Origin of the sequence: Lysobacter sp. GCM10012299 (assembly GCF_042649405.1) — a bacterium.
Lineage (GTDB): Bacteria > Pseudomonadota > Gammaproteobacteria > Xanthomonadales > Xanthomonadaceae > Lysobacter_J.
On the sequence record NZ_JBHRZC010000001.1, the window covers coordinates 137574 to 155566 of the forward strand.

Genomic DNA, 17993 nt, shown 5'->3' on the forward strand with positions numbered 1-17993 from the left:
ATTTTAGATCAACTTCCCAGATCAAGCCGCCCCGAAGCCTAAATCGATGCCCAAGCTTGACCGATACCTGCTGAGCGAATTCGCCCAGTCGATCTTCGCCACCCTGGTGGTGCTGCTGATCGTCATGGTGGGCGGCGCCTTCACCGACGTGCTCCAGGACATCGCCCGGGGCCGGGTCCCGGCCGGCCTGATGCTGGCCCAGCTGGGCCTGGTGCTGATCAAGTGGCTGCCGCTGATCCTGCCCCTGGCGCTGATGCTGGGGCTGATGATGGGCGTCGGGCGCCTGTACCGGGACTCGGAAATGCCCGTGATCTCCTCCATTGGCGTGGGGCCCCGGCGCATGCTCAAGCCGCTGATGCTGATCGTCGGGCCGCTGGTGCTGGTGGTGGCGGCCTGCTCGCTGTGGCTGGGGCCGTGGGCGGACCGGCTGTCCAAGGAGATGATCAACGAGGCCAACCGCAACCTGCTGATGGCCGGCCTGGAGCCGGGGGCCTTCGTCGGCATCCCCAACGGCGGCGGCGTGGTCTACGTGGCCAACATGTCCAAGGACGGCAGCCAGCTGCAGCGGGTGTTCCTGTACCGCGATGCCGGCGAGGGCCGGATCGACGTGACCACCTCCAACACCGGCGAGCTGACCGTCGACGGGGCCGGGAACCGCTACCTGACCCTCTCCGGCGGCTTCCAGATCGAGGGCGCGCGCTCCGGCGACAAGGATTTCCGCCTGCTGCGCTATGCCCGCAACCAGATCCTGCTGCCGGCGAACGAACTCAAGTTCGACCCCGACGCGCCGGAGATGCAGACGACGATGAAGCTGCTCGGCGATGACCGGCGCGAGGCCCGGGCCCAGCTGCACTACCGCCTGGCGCCGCCGCTGCTGGCGCTGGCCTTCGCCCTGATGGCGGTGCCGCTGGCGCGCAGCATGCCGCGGCAGGCGCGCTATGGCCGGATCCTGGTCGGCTTCCTGGCCTACCTGATCGGCCAGAACCTGATGACCGCCGGCCTGGGCTGGCTGGAGAGCGGCAAGATCGCCCTCTGGCTGGGGCTGTGGTGGCTGGTGCTGCCGGTGATGGCGGTGTCCTTCTGGATGTATTTCAGCGACGGCCGCCTCGGGCGGCCGAAGCAGGCCTTCGCGACCGCGAGGATCCGGTCATGAGGCTGATGCCCAAGATCCACGACATATATGTAGGCAAGACCGTCCTGGCCACCGTGCTGCTGACCTGGGCGGTGCTGGGCGGCCTCGACGTCATGCTGGCGCTGGTGAGCGAGTTCGGCGACATCGGCAAGGGCAAGTACGGCCTGGTCGAGGCCTTCGCCTATATCGGCCTGAGCGTTCCGCGGCGGGTGTATTACCTGTTCCCGTATGCGGCGGTGATCGGCTCGCTGATGGCCCTCGGGCAGCTGGCGGCAACCTCGGAGCTCACCGCCCTGCGCGCCGTCGGCCTGTCGCGCCGTCGCCTCGGCATTGCCGTCGCCGGTGCGCTGGCGATCCTGACCGCATTGATGGTGCTGAGTGGCGAGAGCCTTTCGCCGTGGACGCAGCAGCGCGCCGATGCGCTCAAGTCGGCGGCGAAGTCCGGCAACGCGGTGGTCGCGCAATACACCGGACTGTGGGCGCGGGAGGGCGAAACGATCCTCAACGCGCAGGGCGGCCAGGAGCGCGAGCGCAACGGCGACCGCTGGCTGGAACTGCATGACGTCACGCTGTACCAGTTCGCCGACGACGGCCGCCTGAAGTCGATGTCGTTCGTGAGGCGCGCCGAGCATCGGCCCGGTGGCTGGTTGCTGCGCGACGTGACGCGGACCTATTTCGACAACCGCTCCGTGCGCCGCGAGCAGATCGCGCAGGAGCGCTGGGATTCGCAGCTCGACTCGGCGGCGTTGTCGGCCGGCACCGAGCGGCCGCGCTACCTGTCGGCCATGGACCTGCGCACCGCGATCAAGTACCGCCAGCGCAATGGCCTGGATGCCTCGGAGTTCGAGGAGCACTACTGGGGCCGCTGGTTCTATTCGATCAACGTGCTGGCGTTGTGCCTGGCGGCAGTGCCGTTCGCCTTCGGCACGCTGCGCAGCGGCGGCATGGGCAAGCGGTTGTTCATCGGCATCGTGTTCGCACTGGGCTTCTGGTTGCTGCAGACGCAGTTCGTGAAGCTGGCGACGGTGTACAAGTTCGACTACCGCATCGCGTACCTGTTGCCGACGCTGATCATGCTGGGCGTGTCGGCGTTCCTGTTCAAGAAACGCAGCGGCTAGCGCTCGCCTCGTCATCCCCGCGAAGGCGGGGATCCATGGACGTTGCCTTCGGCCCTTACTTCGCCCGCTTCGGCAGCCGCACCATGCGCGTCCCGCTGGCGCGGTCGTGCCACGTCAGCCGGTCGCGATCGAACCAGGCCCACCAGAACCCCAGGCCGGCCAGCAGCAGCGAGGCCGAGCCCACGGCGTAGCGGACCAGCAGCGTGCGCCAGTCCGGCGCGGTGCCGTCGGCAGCGGTCACCTGCAGGCGCCACGGGCGCATGCCCAGCGTCTGTCCGCCGCGGCGCCAGCTCAGCACCGCGTAGCCGGCGCCGATCAGCCAGCACACCAGCCACAGCAGCCACTGCAGCAGGCTGAAGGGCGGTATGTTCTCGTGGCTGTCGTGGCCACTGAAGGTGTACGCAAACGTGAAGATCGCCGACGCGAGCATCCACAGCGCAACCACCGGCCACAGGTCGTAGAGCAGCGCGAGCAGGCGCCAGCCGATGAGTGCGGCGGGTCGGGGAGTGGGCGAGGGCGATGCCATCGCATCAGGATAGCCGCTCGGGTGCGCGATCGCTAAGCTGCAAGCATGAGTGCACGACCTTCTGCATCCACACCCGCGCACCGGCGCAGCGTGGCCATGGCCTTGCCGGAACTGCGCGACGCCGACGGCAGCGTCATTGCCGCGTTCCTGGATGCGATCTGGGCAGAGAACGGCCTCGCCCAGCCCACGCTCGACAGTTATCGCAGCGACCTTGAACTGCTCGCGCGCTGGCGCGATGGACGCGGCGGCGGACTGGCCGGCGCCGACCGCGCCACCCTGTTCGACTACCTGGCCTGGCGCTCGCAGCAGGGCTATTCGCCACGCAGCAACGCGCGCCTGCTGTCGGCGCTGCGGGCGTTCTACGCCTGGCAGGTGCGGCGTGGCCAGCGCGACGACGACCCGACCGCATTGCTGGAACCGCCGAAGCTGCCGCGGTCGCTGCCCAAGGCCCTGGCCGAAAGCCAGATAGAGGCACTGCTGAAGGCCCCCGACATCGATGACCCCAACGGCCTGCGCGACCGCGCCATGCTCGAGCTGATGTACGCGGCGGGCTTGCGCGTCAGCGAGCTGGTCAATCTGCCTTCGACCGCGGTCAACCTTCGCCAGGGCGTGCTGCGGGTGACGGGCAAGGGCAGCAAGGAACGGCTGGTGCCATTGGGCGAGGAGGCACAGCACTGGCTGGAGCGGTACCTTGCCGCCGCGCGCCCGCAACTGGCGGGAAAGCGCGCACTGGCGCCATTGTTCATCACCGCCGGCGGCGAGGCGCCCAGTCGCCAGCAGTTCTGGGCGCTGGTGAAGCGTTACGCCGGATTCGCCGGGATCGACCCGGCCCGGATCAGCCCGCACGGCCTGCGCCACAGTTTCGCCACCCACCTGCTCAACCACGGCGCCGACCTGCGCGCGCTGCAGATGCTGCTGGGCCACAGTTCGCTGTCGACCACGCAGATCTACACCCTGGTCGCGCGCGAACAGCTCAAGCAGTTGCACACGAAGCACCACCCGCGCGGCTAGCGGGACGCGGGGCTGGAAGCGGGTGCGGGCCGGGCGCTGCAACAACGCCGGGTGAATCCGTCCGGGACCAAGGGCACTGGCCGTAAAGGGGTCTCGTGCCACAATCGGGCATCCCCCCAAACTATGGGCCACCTCACGGCGGCCCCTGTCAGGAACCCCAGATGAAGCGAATCCTCCTCGCCGCGCTCGGTGCGATCAGCCTTTCCGCCTGTGCGCAAGCGCCCGACAGCGCCGCGCGGGCGCAAGGCAGCGCCAGACCGGCCGCCGCCCTGGCCGCCGTCGCGCCCAAGGCCGGCACTGCCGACGCGCGCGCAGTGGAGGCGGTACGCCTGCTCAACCCGCAGGTCCGGGTGGACCGCGTCGGCGCGGCACCGATGCCGGGCTTCCGCGAGGCGATCGTGGCCGGGCAGGTGGTCTATGTCAGCGACGATGGCCGCTACCTGTTCCTGCCCGGGTCCGGCGGCGCCCTGTTCGACGTCAACGCCAAGAAGAACCTCAGCGAAGACGCGATGGCGGCCGTGCGCAAGCAGCTGATCGACACGATCCCGGTCAGCGAGCGCATCGTTTTCGCCCCGGCCAAGCCCAAGTACACGGTCACCGTCTTCACCGACGTCGAGTGCGGCTACTGCCGCAAGCTGCACAGCGAGATCGCCGAGTACAACCGCCAGGGCATCGCCATCGAGTACCTGGCCTTCCCGCGCATGGGTCTGGGCAGCGACGACTACAAGAAGATGGTGGCGGTGTGGTGCTCGCCGGACCGGCGCAAGGCGCTGACCGACGCCAAGAACGACCGCACGCCCAAGTACACCAACTGCAAGAGCTCGGTGAACCAGCAGTACGACATCGGCCAGCGCGTCGGCCTGACCGGCACGCCGATGATCCTCAGCGCCGATGGCACCCAGCTTGGCGGCTACATCCCGCCGGCGGCACTGCGCGAGGCACTGGACAAGCTGGCGGCCGAACACGCCCCGACGGCTGCGGTGAAGCCGGGCGCCTGATGGCGCCCACACCGCATCAGGGCCAGTAGGGGTACGGGCAGGGGGGGCGCGGCTCGGCTACAATGTCGGGCCCGACGTTGCACGGTTCCCCGGACATGATCGTCCTCGAGGGCGCATCCGCCCTGTCGCCGTTCCGCCGCGAGCGGCTCCAAGCCCGCCTGCAAGCCCTCCATCCGTCTGTCCGAGTCCTTGGCGCCTGGCCCGTCTACTGGGTCGAGCCCGAGACTGGTGCAACCCCGGACCCGGACGCACTGCGCCGCATCCTCCAGGCCGAGCCGGGCGAGGCTGCGCGCGCGGACGGCGCCACCTCCCGATTCGTCACGCCGCGACTGGGCACGCTGTCGCCGTGGGCGAGCAAGGCGACCGAGCTGCTGCGCGGCGCCGGCCTGCCGGTCAAGCGCGTCGAGCGCGGCACCCGTTACGACCTGGCCGGATGGCCGGCCGATGCCCCTGCGCAGGGCGCGCTGGCCAAGGTCCTGCACGATCCGATGACGCAATCGCTGCTGGACGCGCGCGACGACGCCGCGGCGCTGTTCGCCACGCCTGCGCGTGGACAGCTTGAGCGCATCCCGCTGGCCGACCTCGAAAACGTCAACGTCCGCCTTGGCCTGGCCCTGGCCGAAGACGAGATCGCCTATCTGCGCGAGCGTTTCGGCGTGCTCGGCCGCGAGCCGGCCGACGTCGAACTGATGATGTTCGCCCAGGCCAACTCCGAGCATTGCCGCCACAAGATCTTCAACGCCTCGTGGACGCTCGATGGCACCGAACAGCAGAACTCGCTGTTCAAGATGATCAAGCACACCCACGCCACCACGCCCGAGCACACGCTCTCGGCGTACAGCGACAACGCGGCGGTGGTCGAAGGCTATGCCAGCCGTCGCTTCCGCCCGGACCCGGTGACGCGTGGCTATCGCGCCGAAGCGCAGGTCGACTCGGCGTTCGCGATCAAGGTCGAGACGCACAACCACCCGACCGCGATCGCGCCGTTCCCGGGCGCTTCCACCGGCAACGGCGGTGAAATCCGCGACGAAGGTGCGACCGGCCGCGGCGGCCGCCCCAAGGCCGGCCTGTGCGGCTTCAGCGTTTCGCACCTGCGCATCCCGACCTTGCCGCAGCCGTGGGAGCGCGAGCGTTCGCTCAACCCGCGCATGGCTTCGGCGCTGGAAATCATGCTCGACGGCCCGATCGGCGCGGCCGCGTTCAACAACGAATTCGGTCGCCCCAACCTGACCGGTTACTTCCGCAGTTTCGAGCTCGACGAAGGTACCAGCTCGAACAGCATGCTTGCGCGTGCCTACGACAAGCCGATCATGCTTGCCGGCGGCCTCGGCGCGATCGATCGCGTCCAGGTCACCAAGTTGGGCATGAAGCCCGGCGACGCGGTGATCGTGCTCGGCGGTCCGGCGATGCTGATCGGCCTGGGCGGCGGCGCCGCCAGCTCGGTCGCGTCTGGCGACAGCCACGAAGAACTCGATTTCGCCAGCGTCCAGCGCGACAACCCGGAGATGGAGCGTCGCTGCCAGGAAGTGATCGACCGCTGCGTCGCCCGCGGCCTCGACAACCCGATCGCGACCGCGCATGACGTCGGCGCCGGCGGCCTGTCCAATGCCATCCCCGAGTTGCTGCACGACTCCGGCCTGGGCGGCGTCATCGACCTGGCCAAGGTGCCCAGCGACGACCCGTCGTTGTCGCCGATGCAGCTGTGGTGCAACGAATCGCAGGAGCGTTACGTGCTCGGCCTGCCGGCCGACCGCGTCGAGGAATTCGCGCAGATCTGCGCGCGCGAGCGTTGCCCGTTCGCGGTGGTCGGTTACGCCACCGCCGAAGAACACCTGGTCGTCGGTTACGGCGCCACGCTCGACAACGCGCGCCAAGGCGGCCACGACTGGCCGATCGACCTGCCGATGGACGTGCTGTTCGGCAAGCCGCCGAAGATGCACCGCGACGCACGCCGTCCGCCGCCGGCACCGTGGCCGTCGCTGGAATGGAACGGCCTGGACCTGCGCGAGGCCGCGCTGCGCGTGCTGGCGCATCCGTCGGTCGCGTCGAAGAACTTCCTGGTCACCATCGGTGACCGCACCGTCGGCGGCCTGACCGCGCGCGACCAGATGATCGGTCCGTGGCAGCTGCCGATGTCCGACTGCGCGATCACGTTGTCGGGCTTCGACGGATTCGTCGGCGAGGCGATGTCGCTCGGCGAGCGCACGCCGCTGGCGCTGATCGATGCCGCCGCCGCCGCGCGCATGGCCGTGGGCGAAGCGATCACCAACCTGTGCGCCGCACCGGTCGAGTCGCTCAACCGCATCAAGCTGTCGGCCAACTGGATGGCCGCCGCCGGTCATCCGGGCGAGGACGCGCGCCTGTTCGACGCGGTCAAGGCCGTCGGCCTGGAGCTGTGCCCGGAGCTGGAGCTGAGCATCCCGGTCGGCAAGGATTCGCTGTCGATGCAGGCGCAGTGGCACAGCGACGGTGTCGCATCGAAGTCGGTGTCGCCGGTGTCGCTGATCGTGTCTGCGTTCGCACCGGTGGTCGACGTGCGCAAGCAGCTGACCCCGCTGCTGGATCGCAACGAGGAATCGGAGCTGTGGCTGATCGGCCTGGGCGCCGGCAAGCAGCGCCTCGGCGGTTCGGTGCTGGCGCAGTGCCATCCGGATGCCGTTTCGAAGAACAACGACACGCAGCTGCCGGCGTTCGCCGGTTCGCTCGGCGTGCCCGATCTCGACAACCCGCAGCGCCTGCGCGATTTCTTCGAGCTCATCCGCGATGCGCGCGAGGCAGGCCTGCTGCGCGCCTACCACGACCGTTCCGACGGCGGCGCACTGGCGGCGTTGTGCGAGATGGCGTTCTGCTCGCGGCTGGGCCTGGACATCACCCTCGACGGTTGGGGCCACGATCCGTTCCGCACGTTGTTCAACGAGGAACTGGGCGCGATCGTGCAGGTCGCCGACGAGGACCGCGCGATCTTCGCGGACATGGTCTCGCGCCACGGCCTGATCGACTGCGCGCAGCGCATCGCCCGCCCGACCACGGCGCCGGCGATCCGCGTCCGCGACGAAGGCCAGACCCTGGCCGAATGGCGCTGGGACGAACTCTTCGACGCCTGGTGGTCCACGAGTCACGCCCTGCAGAAGCTGCGCGACAACCCCGAATGCGCCGACCAGGAGCGCGCGCTGGCGCGTGACTTCAACGCGCCGGGCCTGAAGCCGCGCCTGTCGTTCGATCCGTCCGAGGATGTCGCCGCGCCGTTCATCAACACGGGCGTGCGGCCGAAGGTGGCGATCCTGCGCGAGCAGGGCGTCAACGGCCAGATCGAAATGGCGGCGGCGTTCGACCGCGCCGGCTTCGAAGCCTTCGACGTGCACATGAGCGACCTCATCGCCGGCCGCATCTCGCTGGCCGACTTCAAGGGCATCGCCGCCTGCGGTGGCTTCAGCTACGGCGACGTGCTCGGTGCCGGCCGCGGCTGGGCGACCTCGGTGCTGGAACGCAGCGCGCTGCGTGATGCCTTCGCGCAGTTCTTCGCCCGCGAGGACAGCTTCTCGCTGGGCGTGTGCAACGGCTGCCAGATGCTGTCGCAGCTCAAGCCGATCATCCCCGGTGCGACCCACTGGCCGAAGTTCCTGCGCAACGCCAGCGAGCAGTTCGAAGCGCGCCTGGGCCTGCTGGAAGTGGTCGAGTCGCCGTCGCTGTTCTTCCGCGGCATGGCCGGCTCGCGCATTCCGGTGGCAGTCGCGCACGGCGAAGGCCGCGCCGAGTTCGACAGCGCGCTCGACCAGAGTGCCGCGCACGTCTCGCTGCGTTATGTCGACGGCAACGGTGCGGTCGCCACGCGCTACCCGCTCAACCCGAACGGCTCGCCCGACGGCATCACCGGCCTGACCAGCGACGACGGCCGCGCCACGATCCTGATGCCGCATCCCGAGCGCACCCTGCGCAGCGCCAACCTGAGCTGGGCGCCGGCCGAATGGGGCGAGGATTCGCCGTGGCTGCGGATGTTCCGCAACGCGCGGGTCTGGGTGGGCTGATGTGACACCCCTCCCTTTGCCTTCACGGCGGGGAGGGGAGGTCGCCGGGGTTGCCGAAAGGCCATGGCCAAGCTGCTAAAGTCCATGGCCTGACAGCCACGGAGGACGGCGTGAACGCAGTCGCCAACGACACCGGCCAAGCCAGTCTCGATGACCGCATCGTCGCGGCCCTCCTCGCCAAAGGGCGGCTGAAGGACGCCGACCTGGCGCGTGCGCGGCGCCTGCAGGAAGAAACCGGCGGCGGCCTGCTCGGCCTGCTGGCGCGCCTGGGCCTGGTGTCCGAACGCGACCACGCCGAAACCTGCGCCGAAGTGCTCGGCCTGCCGCTGGTCAGCGTCAAGGACGCACCGGAGCTGCCGCCGGAAGGCGTGGCGATGTCGGCGCGCTTCATGAAGCAGTTCGCGGTCTGCCCGATCGGCGAAAGCGACAGCGCGGTCGACGTGCTGATGGCCGACCCGCAGGACCTCTACACCATCGACGCATTGCGCCTGGCCACCGGCCGCGACATCCGTCCGGCGGTGGCGCTGCGTTCGGAGATCGGCGACCTGGTCGAACGCTGGTACGGCCAGGGCCGCAGCGCGATGGGCGCGATCGTCGAAACCGCCGAGGGCGAGGGCAGTGCCGGCGACCTGGACGATGTCGAACACCTGCGCGACCTGGCCTCGGAAGCGCCGGTCATCCGCCTGGTCAACCTGGTCATCCAGCGCGCCGTCGAGCTGCGCGCGTCCGACATCCACATCGAGCCCTTCGAGACCCGCCTGAAGGTGCGCTATCGCGTCGACGGCGTGCTCACCGAAGGCGAGAGCCCGCCGGCCAACCTCACCGCCGCGGTGATCAGCCGCGTCAAGATCATGGCCAAGCTCAACATCGCCGAGCGCCGCCTGCCGCAGGACGGCCGCATCATGCTGCGCGTGCAGGGCAAGGAGCTCGACCTGCGCGTGAGCACGGTGCCGACCGCGCACGGCGAGAGCGTGGTGATGCGATTGCTCGACCGCGAAACGGTGGTGTTCGACTTCAAGCGCCTGGGCTTCACCGACGCCTTCCTGCCGCAGTTCCAGAAGGTGCTCGACCAGCCGCACGGCATCCTGCTGGTGACCGGTCCCACCGGCTCGGGCAAGACCACCACGCTGTACACCGCGCTGAGCAAGCTCAACACCACCGACGTCAAGATCATCACCGTCGAAGACCCGGTCGAATACCAGATCGAAGGCATCAACCAGATCCAGGCCAAGCCGCAGATCGGCCTGGACTTCGCCCACGCGTTGCGCAGCATCGTCCGCCAGGACCCCGACATCATCATGATCGGCGAAATGCGCGACCTGGAGACCTGCCGCATCGCGATCCAGTCGGCGCTGACCGGCCACCTGGTGCTGTCGACGCTGCACACCAACAACGCCGCCGGCGGCATCACCCGCCTGCTCGACATGGGCGTGGAGGACTACCTGCTGACCTCCACCATCAACGGCATCCTCGGCCAGCGCCTGGTGCGCAAGCTGGAGCTGACGCACGCCGAGAAGTACCTGGCATCGCCGGAGGAAATCGAGAAGTTCCACCTGCGCCGCTACCAGCCATCGGGCGACATCTACCTCTACCACCCGCGACCGTCGGCGATCGCGCCGAACGGCTACCTGGGACGCACCACGATCGTCGAGTTCCTGGTGATGAACGACGAACTGCGCCGTGCGGTGATGCGCCACGCCGGCATGGGCGAGATCGAGCAGATCGCGCGCCAGTCGGGCATGCGCACGATGTACGAGGACGGCATCATCAAGGCGCTGGCGGGTGAAACGACGATAGAGGAAGTGCTGCGGGTGACGGAGGATGCGTAAGTAGCAACCGTCATTCCCGCGAAGGCGGGAATCCATGGACGTACGCCCTCAAGGATGAGGACAGTGACCAAGCAACCTTGTGTCTACCTGCTTGCCAGCCACCGTAACGGAACGCTATACCTCGGCGTGACCAGCAACCTCCTTGCACGCACTTGGCAGCATCGTGAACACATCATCGAAGGCTTCAGCAACCGATACGATGTCACCCGGCTGGTCTGGTACGAACTGCATGTGACGATGGAGTCGGCCATCCAGAGGGAGAAACGCGTGAAGAAGTGGAATCGCGCGTGGAAACTGCGGCTGATCGACGATTTGAACCCTTCGTGGAGGGATTTGTGGCCCGACATTGCGGAACTGAAGCCAACAGCGACGTCCTTGGATTCCCGCCTTCGCGGGAATGACGGGTAACCCTGATGCCCCTCTACTACTACAAAGCCCTCAACCCCCGCGGTGAGCTGCTCGACGGCCAGATGGAGGCCGCCAGCAATGCCGAGGTGGTTGCGCGCCTGCAGGAACAGGGGCACCTGCCGGTCGAGGCCAAGCTGGCCAGCGAGGCGTCCGGGGCCTCGGTGTGGAAAGGGCTGTTCAAGAGCAGTCCCTTCGCCGGCGCGCGCCTGGTGCAGTTCACCCAGCAGCTGGCCACCCTGCTCGGCGCCGGCCAGCCGCTCGACCGGGCGCTGACCATCCTGCTCGAGCTGCCCGAAGACGAACGCGCGCGCCGCACGATAGGCGACGTGCGCGACGCCGTGCGCGGCGGCAGTTCCCTGTCGTCAGCGCTTGAGCGCCAGCACGGCACGTTCTCGCGCCTGTACGTCAACATGGTCCGCGCCGGCGAGGTCGGGGGCAGCCTGCACGAAACGCTGTCGCGTCTGGCCGATTACATGGAGCGCACGCGCGCGTTGCAGGGCCGCGTGATCAATGCGCTGATCTACCCGGCGATCCTGCTGGTGATGGTCGGCCTGAGCCTGCTGTTCCTGCTCGGTTACGTGGTGCCGCAGTTCGCGGCGATGTACGAAAGCCTCGACGCGCAGCTGCCGCTGTTCACCCAGATCGTGCTGGGCCTGGGCCTGTTCGTGCGCGACTGGTGGATCGTGCTGCTGGTCGTGCCGGCGCTGGCGCTGTGGTGGTTCGACCGCAAGCGCCGCGACCCGGCGTTCCGCGAGGCCTTCGACGCATGGCTGCTGCAGCGGCGCTTCGCCGGTGCGCTGGTGGCCAAGGTCGAAACCGCGCGCCTGGCACGCACGCTGGGTACGCTCGTCCGCAACGGCGTGCCGTTGATGGCTGCGCTCGGCATCGGCCGCAACGTGCTCGGCAACCGCGTGCTCGCCGCCGATGTCGCCGCTGCCGCCGAGGAGGTCAAGAACGGCGTGGCGCTGTCGACCGCACTGGGGCGCGGCAAGCGTTTCCCACGGCTCGCATTGCAGATGATCCAGGTCGGCGAGGAGTCGGGCGCGCTCGACGCCATGCTGGTCAAGACCGCCGAGACCTTCGAGCAGGAGACCGCGCTGGCGCTGGACCGGATGCTGGCGGCGCTGGTGCCGCTGGTGACGGTGGTGCTGGCCACGGTCGTGGGCATTGTCGTGCTGGCCGTGCTCACGCCGTTGTATGACCTGACCAACGCGATTGGCTAGGCGCCGGGGAACTGAATGCCGCCGTGCGCAGTCAGCCCATTGGCAACCGATTTCGGGTAAACATCCGTTCCATATGTGTTCCGCTTCAGACCTGCCTGGCCCAGGCACTTCGACAACCTGGCCACTTCGACAAGGATCCCCCAGATGCGCAATCGTCGCTCGTTGAACCGTCGCTCGCTGAGCAAGTCCCCGTCCGCGGCCCGCCAGCGCGGCATGAGCCTGATCGAGATCATCATCGTGATCGTGCTCATCGGCGCGGTGCTGGCCTTCGTCGGCAGTCGCGTGCTCGGCGGCAAGGACCGCGGCGACTACAACATCGCCAAGGCACAGGTGCAGACGATGGCCGGCAAGGTCGAGGCGTTCCAGATGGACACCGGCCGCCTGCCGACCTCGCTCGAGGAACTGGTCACCCAGCCCACCGACGTCAACGGCTGGCTCGGCCCGTACGCCAAGGCGGCCGAGCTGAAGGACCCGTGGGGCCATCCGATCGAATACCGCGCACCGGGCGAGGGCGGGCCATTCGACCTGGTCATCCTCGGCAAGGACGGCAAGGTCGGCGGCACCAGCGTCGACGCCGACATCAAGTACGAGTGATGGCCTGAGCAGCGCAGCACACACGGCAGCCATCGGGGACCTGGCGAATGCAGCATCCTGCCCGCGGCGCATCGTTGCTGGAGATGCTGCTGGTGATCGCGCTGATCGCCGCGATCAGCGTGCTGGCCGCGGCGGCGCTGGGCGGTGGCATCCAGGGCATGCAGTTGCGATCCGCCGCCAAGTCGGTGGCGGCGCAGTTGCGCTACACGCGCACCCAGGCCATCGCCACCGGCACGCCGCAGCGCTTCACGCTTGATCCGCAGGCGCACGCCTGGACCGCCCCCAATGGCCGCAAGGGCGAGATCCCACCGGCCCTGCGCGTGACCTTCACCGGTGCACGCGAAGTGCAGCCGACCCGCGGCGAAGGCGCGATCGTGTTTTTCGCCGATGGCGCCAGCACCGGCGGACGGGTCCAGCTCAGTGCCCGCAGCGCGGTCTGGAACATCGACGTGGCCTGGCTCACCGGCGAAGTCCGGATGCGGCGCGCGGCCGGGGCGGCGCAATGAAGCGGCAGCGTGGCTACACACTGCTCGAGGTCATCGTCGCCTTTGCCCTGCTGGCGCTGGCGCTGACGTTGCTGCTGGGCATTCTGTCCGGTGCCGCGCGGCAGGTGCGCGGTTCGAGCGATGCCGCACGCGCCGCGCTCTATGCGCAGTCGCTGCTGGCCCAGGTCGGCACCGGCGAGGCGATCGTCGCCGGGCAGCGCGACGGTGACTTCGAAGATGGACGCTATCGCTGGCAGATGCGCATCGCGCCGTGGCGCGATCGCACCATCGCTGCCGCCAGGCAGCAGGTCGATCCCAATGCCGCGGGGTTGTTCGAGATCACGCTGGCGGTGCAGTGGGGCGATGCCGGGCCGGCTCAGCGCCTGCAACTGCGGTCCCTGCGCACCGTCGCCGCGGGTGGCGAGGCAGGGCTGCCATGACAAGGCAACACGGCTTCACCCTGATCGAAGTGCTGCTGGCGACCGTGCTGCTGGTGGCCGGCCTTGCCCTGGCGTTCACCACGCTCGGCGCCGCCAACCGCACCGCCATCCGCGGCGAGGCGATGGCCGATCGCAGCGAACACATGCGCGCGGTCGCCGGCTTCCTGCGCAGCCGGCTGACCGCGACGCGGCCGGTGGCGTTCGCCTTCGATGAAGGCAAGGGCACGCCGATCCGTTTCGTCGGCGAGCGCGACCGCCTTCGCTTCGTCGCCGACCTGCCCGACTACCTCGGTCGTGGCGGGCCGTACCTGCACGACCTCACGATCGAAGGCGAGGGCGACGATGCACGCATCTCGCTGACGCTCAGCATGGTGCTGGCCGGGCAGACCATCGAAGAGAACCCGCCGCGGCCGCCGGAACGGCTGGTGGAGGGGCTGCGCGAAGCGCGCTTCCGCTATCGGGCCCTGAACGAGGATGGGCGGCTCGGCGACTGGCAGGACGAATGGGAAAACAGCGAACGGCTGCCCCTGCTGGTCGAAGTGACCCTGGTCGATCGCGACGGCAAGGCATGGCCACCGCTGATCGTGTCGTTGCCGCTGGCGGTGCAGCTCGATGCCGCCGGCCTGCCGGTGCAGCAGTTGTGAGCGGCGCCGTGATGACAGCGACTGGAGCGCGCATGCACGGCACCGCACTGATCCTGGTGCTGTGGCTGATCGTGCTGCTGACGTCGGTGATCGGCGCGTTCGCGCTGATGGCGCGCATCGAGAGCCTGCAGGGACGCGTGCTGGTGCGCGGACTGGTCGCCTCCGGCGCGGCCCGCGCCGGCGTCGAATACGCATTGACCCGGGTCGCCCTGAGCGATCCGCGCTTGAAGTGGCGCCCCGACGGAACCGCCTATCGCTGGCGCTACGGCGATGCCGATGTCGAAGTGAAGATGACCGACGAGAGCGGCAAGGTCGACCTCAACCAGGCCGACGCGCAACTGCTGACCGCACTGATCCAGGGCAGCGGGCGCGGCGAGGGCGGCGCACGGATGGACGCGACCCAGGCTGCGCGGCTGGCCGGCGCGATCATCGACTGGCGCGACAGCGACCCGCTGACGCAACCGGCGGGCGGCGGCGAAGACCCCGACTACGCCTCCGCCGGGTTGCCCTATGGCGCCAAGGACGGCGACTTCGAAAGCGTCGCCGAGCTCGAGCAGGTGATCGGCTTCACCCCGCCGCTGTATGCGCGCCTGCAGCCCTTCCTGACGATCTACAGCGGCCGCCCCCGGCCGGATCCGGCCTACGCGGCGGGACCGGTGCTCGATGCGATGGGCCTCAACGGCGCCGATCTGGTCGCCCAGCGCGGCCGGACCGACGCCAACGGCCTGCCGCAGGCTGCGCCGGGAGATATCGTCGGCGTGGCCGGCGGCGGCAGCGGCACCTATAGTATCGACAGCCGTGCACGCCTCGCCGATGGCCGCGAGTCGTTGTTGCGGGTCGTTGTCCGCGTCGGGGGTGGGGCTTTGCCCGGCATGGCCTACACTCCGCTGCGCTGGGAGGAGGGAGCTTCACCACGATGAATGCAAGCAGCCAGACACGGCAGGGAGCCGACTGGGCGCAGGACAGGTTGCGGCGTATCGGCGCGCGCCTGGCCCCGGGCGCGGGCGGCTTTCTGGGCTGGTGGGGACGCAACCTCGCCGCCTGGTTGCCGCAGCGCGTGCGCCGCGTGCTCGGGTTCGACCGTGGTCGCCTGCTGCTGCAACTGCATGAGCACAGCCTGCAACTGCGCCTGCAACAGGGCGGCCAGCTGCATGATCTGGGGTCGGTGCCGTCGCTTGCGCTCGAACCGGGTGGCGGGCCTTCGACAGTCGACCCGCTGGCACCGCTGCTGCCGCCGCGACTGGCCGACCTGCCGCGCTGGCTGCTGCTGCCGGCCACGGCCGGACTGCGTCGCCGCCTGGCGCTGCCGGCCGCCGCCGCCGATCGCCTGCGCGACGTGGTCGGTTTCGAGATCGACCGCCAAACGCCTTTCTCCGCCGACGCCGTCGCCTTCGACGCGCGCGTGCTCGGCCGTCGCGACAGCGACGGCATGCTCGATACCGAACTGGTGGTCGTGCCGCGCCAGGGCCAGCAAGGACTCGACCCGCAGTTGTCGGCGCTTGGACCGCTGGCGCAGACGCTGGCCGGAATAGATGTTGCCGGCAGCGGTGGCGTGCCGCTCGGAGTCAACCTGCTGCCGCCGGCGCAGCGTCGCCAGCACGGCGATCCGTTCCGCTTCTGGAACCTGGCACTGGTCGCCGTTGCCCTGCTGGCAGTCGCCGGGACCATGTGGCAACTGCTGGCCAATCGCCGTGCCGCCGCCGACGAACTGGAACAGACCATTGCCCGCCACGCCGCCGCCGCACGCGCCGCGGCGACGCAGCGCCAGGCCCTGATCGACCTCACCGAAGGCCAGGCATTCCTCGACCGCACCCGCGCGCAACGCCCGACCACGCTGGAAGTGATCGACGAGCTGACCCGGCGCCTGCCCGACAGCACCTACCTGGAAAAGCTCGCAATCGAGGACACCACGCTGACGATGATCGGCCTCAGCCGCGAGGCGCCGTCGCTGATCCAGCGACTGCAGGGCTCGCCGCTGTGGCGCGCGCCGGCCTTGACCGGTGCGCTGATGCCCGACCCGAGCAGCGGGCGCGACCGCTTCACGCTGACGGCCGAACTGGGCCCGGCGACGCCGCCGCGCCCTGCCGCCGCACCGCGACCGGGAGCCGACGATGGCCAGTAGTCCGGACACACCGGTGGTGGCTACCGCGCAAAGCGCCAACCGCCGCATCGATCGCGATCGCTGGCTGGCGCTGGGACTGTTCCTGGTGGCGGTGGCGCTGGCCTACCTGGTCCTGGTCCACCCGTGGTTCACCGCGCCGATGATCGAAGCCAGCGAGCGGTTGCAGACGTTGCAGGAGCGCGAGCTGCGCCAGCGCATGCAACTGCAGCAGGCACCGCTGGTGGCGCAGCGCCTGCAGCAACTGCGCGCGCAGCAGGCGCAGCAGCCGGGTTTCCTGCCTGAAAGCAGTGCCGAACTGGCGACGGCCGGACTGGTGCAGCGGCTCGAAGCCGTCGTCGCACAGGCCAGTCCCGGCAACCGCAGCTGCGCCATCAGCAATCGTTCGCCGCTGAGCGAGCCCAGGCGCGAGCGCTACGCGCGCGTCGTGGTGCAGGTGCGCATGCGCTGCGGCAGCCCGGAGCTGGCCGCGGTCCTGCATGCCTTGGAAAGCGGTGCGCCGCGACTGTTCGTCGGCAACCTCAACATCCTGTCGTCGCGCGGCTATTTCCTGCCGGGCAACACGCAGCCCGGCGGCGACGGCGGGCTCGACGTCAGCTTCGACCTGTCCGGTTACCTGCGCCCCGGCGCGGCGGCGACGGAGGTGACGCGTGCGCCTTGACGACGCCGGCCCGCGCACCTGGCTGCTCGCCACCGTTGCCGGTTGGGCATTGCTGGCCTGGCTGCTGGCCGTGGCCGGCATGGGCCGGCACGCGCCGGCCCTGGAAGCCGATCCGACCCAGTTGCGGCCGTTGCCGACGACCCGCGCGCCGGCGGCCGAACGCCTGGGTCCGTTGTCGCAGTACGCGCAGATCGGCACGCGCCCGCTGTTCTCGCAGGATCGCCAGCCCAAACCATTCTTCCTGCAGGGGCAGGGCGAAGGCGACAGCAAGAGCAACGCATTCGACTACCTGCTGACGAGCGTGCTGATCACGCCCAACCTGCACATGGCGATCCTGCAGCCGGCCGATGGCAGCGAGTCGGTGCGGGTGAAACTGGGCGAAGTGCCGGAGTCGCATCCGTCCTGGCGCCTGACCGCGCTCGACGCGCGCAGTGCCGTGTTCGAAGGGCCCGACGGGCGACGCGAGATGACCCTGCGCGTGTTCGATGGCCAGGGCGGGCAACCGCCGACGGCGCTCAACGCACTGCCTCCTTCGCCCCTGCCGGCGGGCGTCGGTACCCCGGTGCAGGCAGCACCACAGCCGAAGGTGCCACACGCGGCACGCGCGCCCGGCGCGGGCACCGCCGCCGCGGCCAATGCGCGGCCTGTAGTGGAACAAAACGACGATGCGCCGGCGACCCCCGAGGCGCAGATGGAAGCGATCCGCAAGCGGATCGAAGCGCGACGTGCGCAGATGCGGCAGCAGCAGGCCGCGCAACCCCCGGCCAAGACGCCTTAGAG

General features: G+C 69.3%; 17 protein-coding genes. 16 read left to right on the plus strand and 1 reads right to left on the minus strand.

What is annotated here, in order from left to right:
• The first annotated feature begins 46 nt into the window (after positions 1–46).
• A complete protein-coding gene (gene lptF / locus ACFOPO_RS00725) occupies positions 47–1153 on the plus strand; it encodes an LPS export ABC transporter permease LptF (RefSeq protein ID WP_386699949.1) in 1107 nt (368 codons plus the stop codon).
• Positions 1150–2250 carry an LPS export ABC transporter permease LptG gene (gene lptG / locus ACFOPO_RS00730; protein WP_386699951.1) on the plus strand — a complete coding sequence of 367 codons (1101 nt, stop codon included), beginning with the start codon at positions 1150–1152 and terminating at the stop codon, positions 2248–2250. Before lptF ends, lptG begins: the two co-directional genes overlap by 4 nt.
• 55 nt (positions 2251–2305) lie before the next feature.
• On the opposite strand, the gene ACFOPO_RS00735 is transcribed toward lptG, so the two are convergent.
• Complete coding sequence (locus ACFOPO_RS00735; RefSeq protein WP_386699952.1) at positions 2306–2776, minus strand: RDD family protein; 471 nt, start codon at positions 2774–2776, stop codon at positions 2306–2308.
• 45 nt (positions 2777–2821) lie between these two features.
• On the opposite strand from ACFOPO_RS00735, the gene xerD reads away from it, so the two are divergent.
• The 14 genes from xerD to ACFOPO_RS00805 all read left to right on the plus strand — a co-directional run bounded on the left by xerD (position 2822) and on the right by ACFOPO_RS00805 (position 17991).
• Positions 2822–3787: a site-specific tyrosine recombinase XerD gene (xerD, locus tag ACFOPO_RS00740; protein ID WP_386699954.1), complete on the plus strand. Its 966-nt coding sequence runs from the start codon at positions 2822–2824 to the stop codon at positions 3785–3787.
• A gap of 161 nt (positions 3788–3948) precedes the next feature.
• Positions 3949–4785 (plus strand): DsbC family protein, encoded by an 837-nt coding sequence (locus tag ACFOPO_RS00745; protein ID WP_386699956.1) that lies wholly within the window; start codon positions 3949–3951, stop codon positions 4783–4785.
• A gap of 95 nt (positions 4786–4880) precedes the next feature.
• Entirely contained in the window at positions 4881–8810 is a 3930-nt protein-coding gene (purL, locus tag ACFOPO_RS00750) for a phosphoribosylformylglycinamidine synthase (RefSeq protein WP_386699957.1), read from the plus strand.
• 110 nt (positions 8811–8920) lie between these two features.
• The gene (gspE, locus tag ACFOPO_RS00755; protein WP_386699959.1) at positions 8921–10639 is read left to right on the plus strand and encodes a type II secretion system ATPase GspE; all 1719 of its coding nucleotides are present in this window, start codon (positions 8921–8923) and stop codon (positions 10637–10639) included.
• A 63-nt stretch (positions 10640–10702) separates the two neighbouring features.
• Positions 10703–11047 (plus strand): GIY-YIG nuclease family protein, encoded by a 345-nt coding sequence (locus tag ACFOPO_RS00760; protein WP_386699961.1) that lies wholly within the window; start codon positions 10703–10705, stop codon positions 11045–11047.
• Between the two features lie 5 nt (positions 11048–11052).
• Complete coding sequence (locus ACFOPO_RS00765) at positions 11053–12270, plus strand: type II secretion system F family protein (protein ID WP_386699963.1); 1218 nt, start codon at positions 11053–11055, stop codon at positions 12268–12270.
• Between the two features lie 144 nt (positions 12271–12414).
• Complete coding sequence (gene gspG, locus ACFOPO_RS00770) at positions 12415–12864, plus strand: type II secretion system major pseudopilin GspG (RefSeq protein ID WP_386699964.1); 450 nt, start codon at positions 12415–12417, stop codon at positions 12862–12864.
• Between the two features lie 47 nt (positions 12865–12911).
• Positions 12912–13370, plus strand: coding sequence for a GspH/FimT family pseudopilin (locus ACFOPO_RS00775; protein ID WP_386699966.1), 459 nt, complete (start codon positions 12912–12914; stop codon positions 13368–13370).
• Positions 13367–13789 carry a prepilin-type N-terminal cleavage/methylation domain-containing protein gene (locus ACFOPO_RS00780; protein WP_386699968.1) on the plus strand — a complete coding sequence of 141 codons (423 nt, stop codon included), beginning with the start codon at positions 13367–13369 and terminating at the stop codon, positions 13787–13789. The genes ACFOPO_RS00775 and ACFOPO_RS00780 overlap by 4 nt, the downstream gene beginning before the upstream one ends.
• A complete protein-coding gene (locus ACFOPO_RS00785; protein WP_386699969.1) occupies positions 13786–14433 on the plus strand; it encodes a prepilin-type N-terminal cleavage/methylation domain-containing protein in 648 nt (215 codons plus the stop codon). The genes ACFOPO_RS00780 and ACFOPO_RS00785 overlap by 4 nt, the downstream gene beginning before the upstream one ends.
• 11 nt (positions 14434–14444) lie before the next feature.
• A complete protein-coding gene (locus ACFOPO_RS00790; RefSeq protein ID WP_386699971.1) occupies positions 14445–15353 on the plus strand; it encodes a general secretion pathway protein GspK in 909 nt (302 codons plus the stop codon).
• Positions 15350–16555, plus strand: coding sequence for a PilN domain-containing protein (locus tag ACFOPO_RS00795; RefSeq protein ID WP_386699972.1), 1206 nt, complete (start codon positions 15350–15352; stop codon positions 16553–16555). The genes ACFOPO_RS00790 and ACFOPO_RS00795 overlap by 4 nt, the downstream gene beginning before the upstream one ends.
• A complete protein-coding gene (gene gspM / locus ACFOPO_RS00800; RefSeq protein ID WP_386699974.1) occupies positions 16545–17213 on the plus strand; it encodes a type II secretion system protein GspM in 669 nt (222 codons plus the stop codon). The genes ACFOPO_RS00795 and gspM overlap by 11 nt, the downstream gene beginning before the upstream one ends.
• Positions 17203–17991, plus strand: a complete 789-nt coding sequence (locus ACFOPO_RS00805; RefSeq protein WP_386699976.1) for a hypothetical protein — start codon at positions 17203–17205, stop codon at positions 17989–17991. The genes gspM and ACFOPO_RS00805 overlap by 11 nt, the downstream gene beginning before the upstream one ends.
• The last annotated feature ends 2 nt before the right edge of the window (positions 17992–17993 follow it).

Coding starts and splice junctions, on each gene's coding strand:
- lptF (WP_386699949.1), top strand. CDS start 47: ATGCCCAAGCTTGACCGATACCTGCTGAGCGAATTCGCCCAGTCGATC.
- lptG (WP_386699951.1), top strand. CDS start 1,150: ATGAGGCTGATGCCCAAGATCCACGACATATATGTAGGCAAGACCGTC.
- ACFOPO_RS00735 (WP_386699952.1), bottom strand. CDS start 2,776: ATGGCATCGCCCTCGCCCACTCCCCGACCCGCCGCACTCATCGGCTGG.
- xerD (WP_386699954.1), top strand. CDS start 2,822: ATGAGTGCACGACCTTCTGCATCCACACCCGCGCACCGGCGCAGCGTG.
- ACFOPO_RS00745 (WP_386699956.1), top strand. CDS start 3,949: ATGAAGCGAATCCTCCTCGCCGCGCTCGGTGCGATCAGCCTTTCCGCC.
- purL (WP_386699957.1), top strand. CDS start 4,881: ATGATCGTCCTCGAGGGCGCATCCGCCCTGTCGCCGTTCCGCCGCGAG.
- ACFOPO_RS00765 (WP_386699963.1), top strand. CDS start 11,053: ATGCCCCTCTACTACTACAAAGCCCTCAACCCCCGCGGTGAGCTGCTC.
- gspG (WP_386699964.1), top strand. CDS start 12,415: ATGCGCAATCGTCGCTCGTTGAACCGTCGCTCGCTGAGCAAGTCCCCG.
- ACFOPO_RS00775 (WP_386699966.1), top strand. CDS start 12,912: ATGCAGCATCCTGCCCGCGGCGCATCGTTGCTGGAGATGCTGCTGGTG.
- ACFOPO_RS00780 (WP_386699968.1), top strand. CDS start 13,367: ATGAAGCGGCAGCGTGGCTACACACTGCTCGAGGTCATCGTCGCCTTT.
- ACFOPO_RS00785 (WP_386699969.1), top strand. CDS start 13,786: ATGACAAGGCAACACGGCTTCACCCTGATCGAAGTGCTGCTGGCGACC.
- ACFOPO_RS00790 (WP_386699971.1), top strand. CDS start 14,445: ATGACAGCGACTGGAGCGCGCATGCACGGCACCGCACTGATCCTGGTG.
- ACFOPO_RS00795 (WP_386699972.1), top strand. CDS start 15,350: ATGAATGCAAGCAGCCAGACACGGCAGGGAGCCGACTGGGCGCAGGAC.
- gspM (WP_386699974.1), top strand. CDS start 16,545: ATGGCCAGTAGTCCGGACACACCGGTGGTGGCTACCGCGCAAAGCGCC.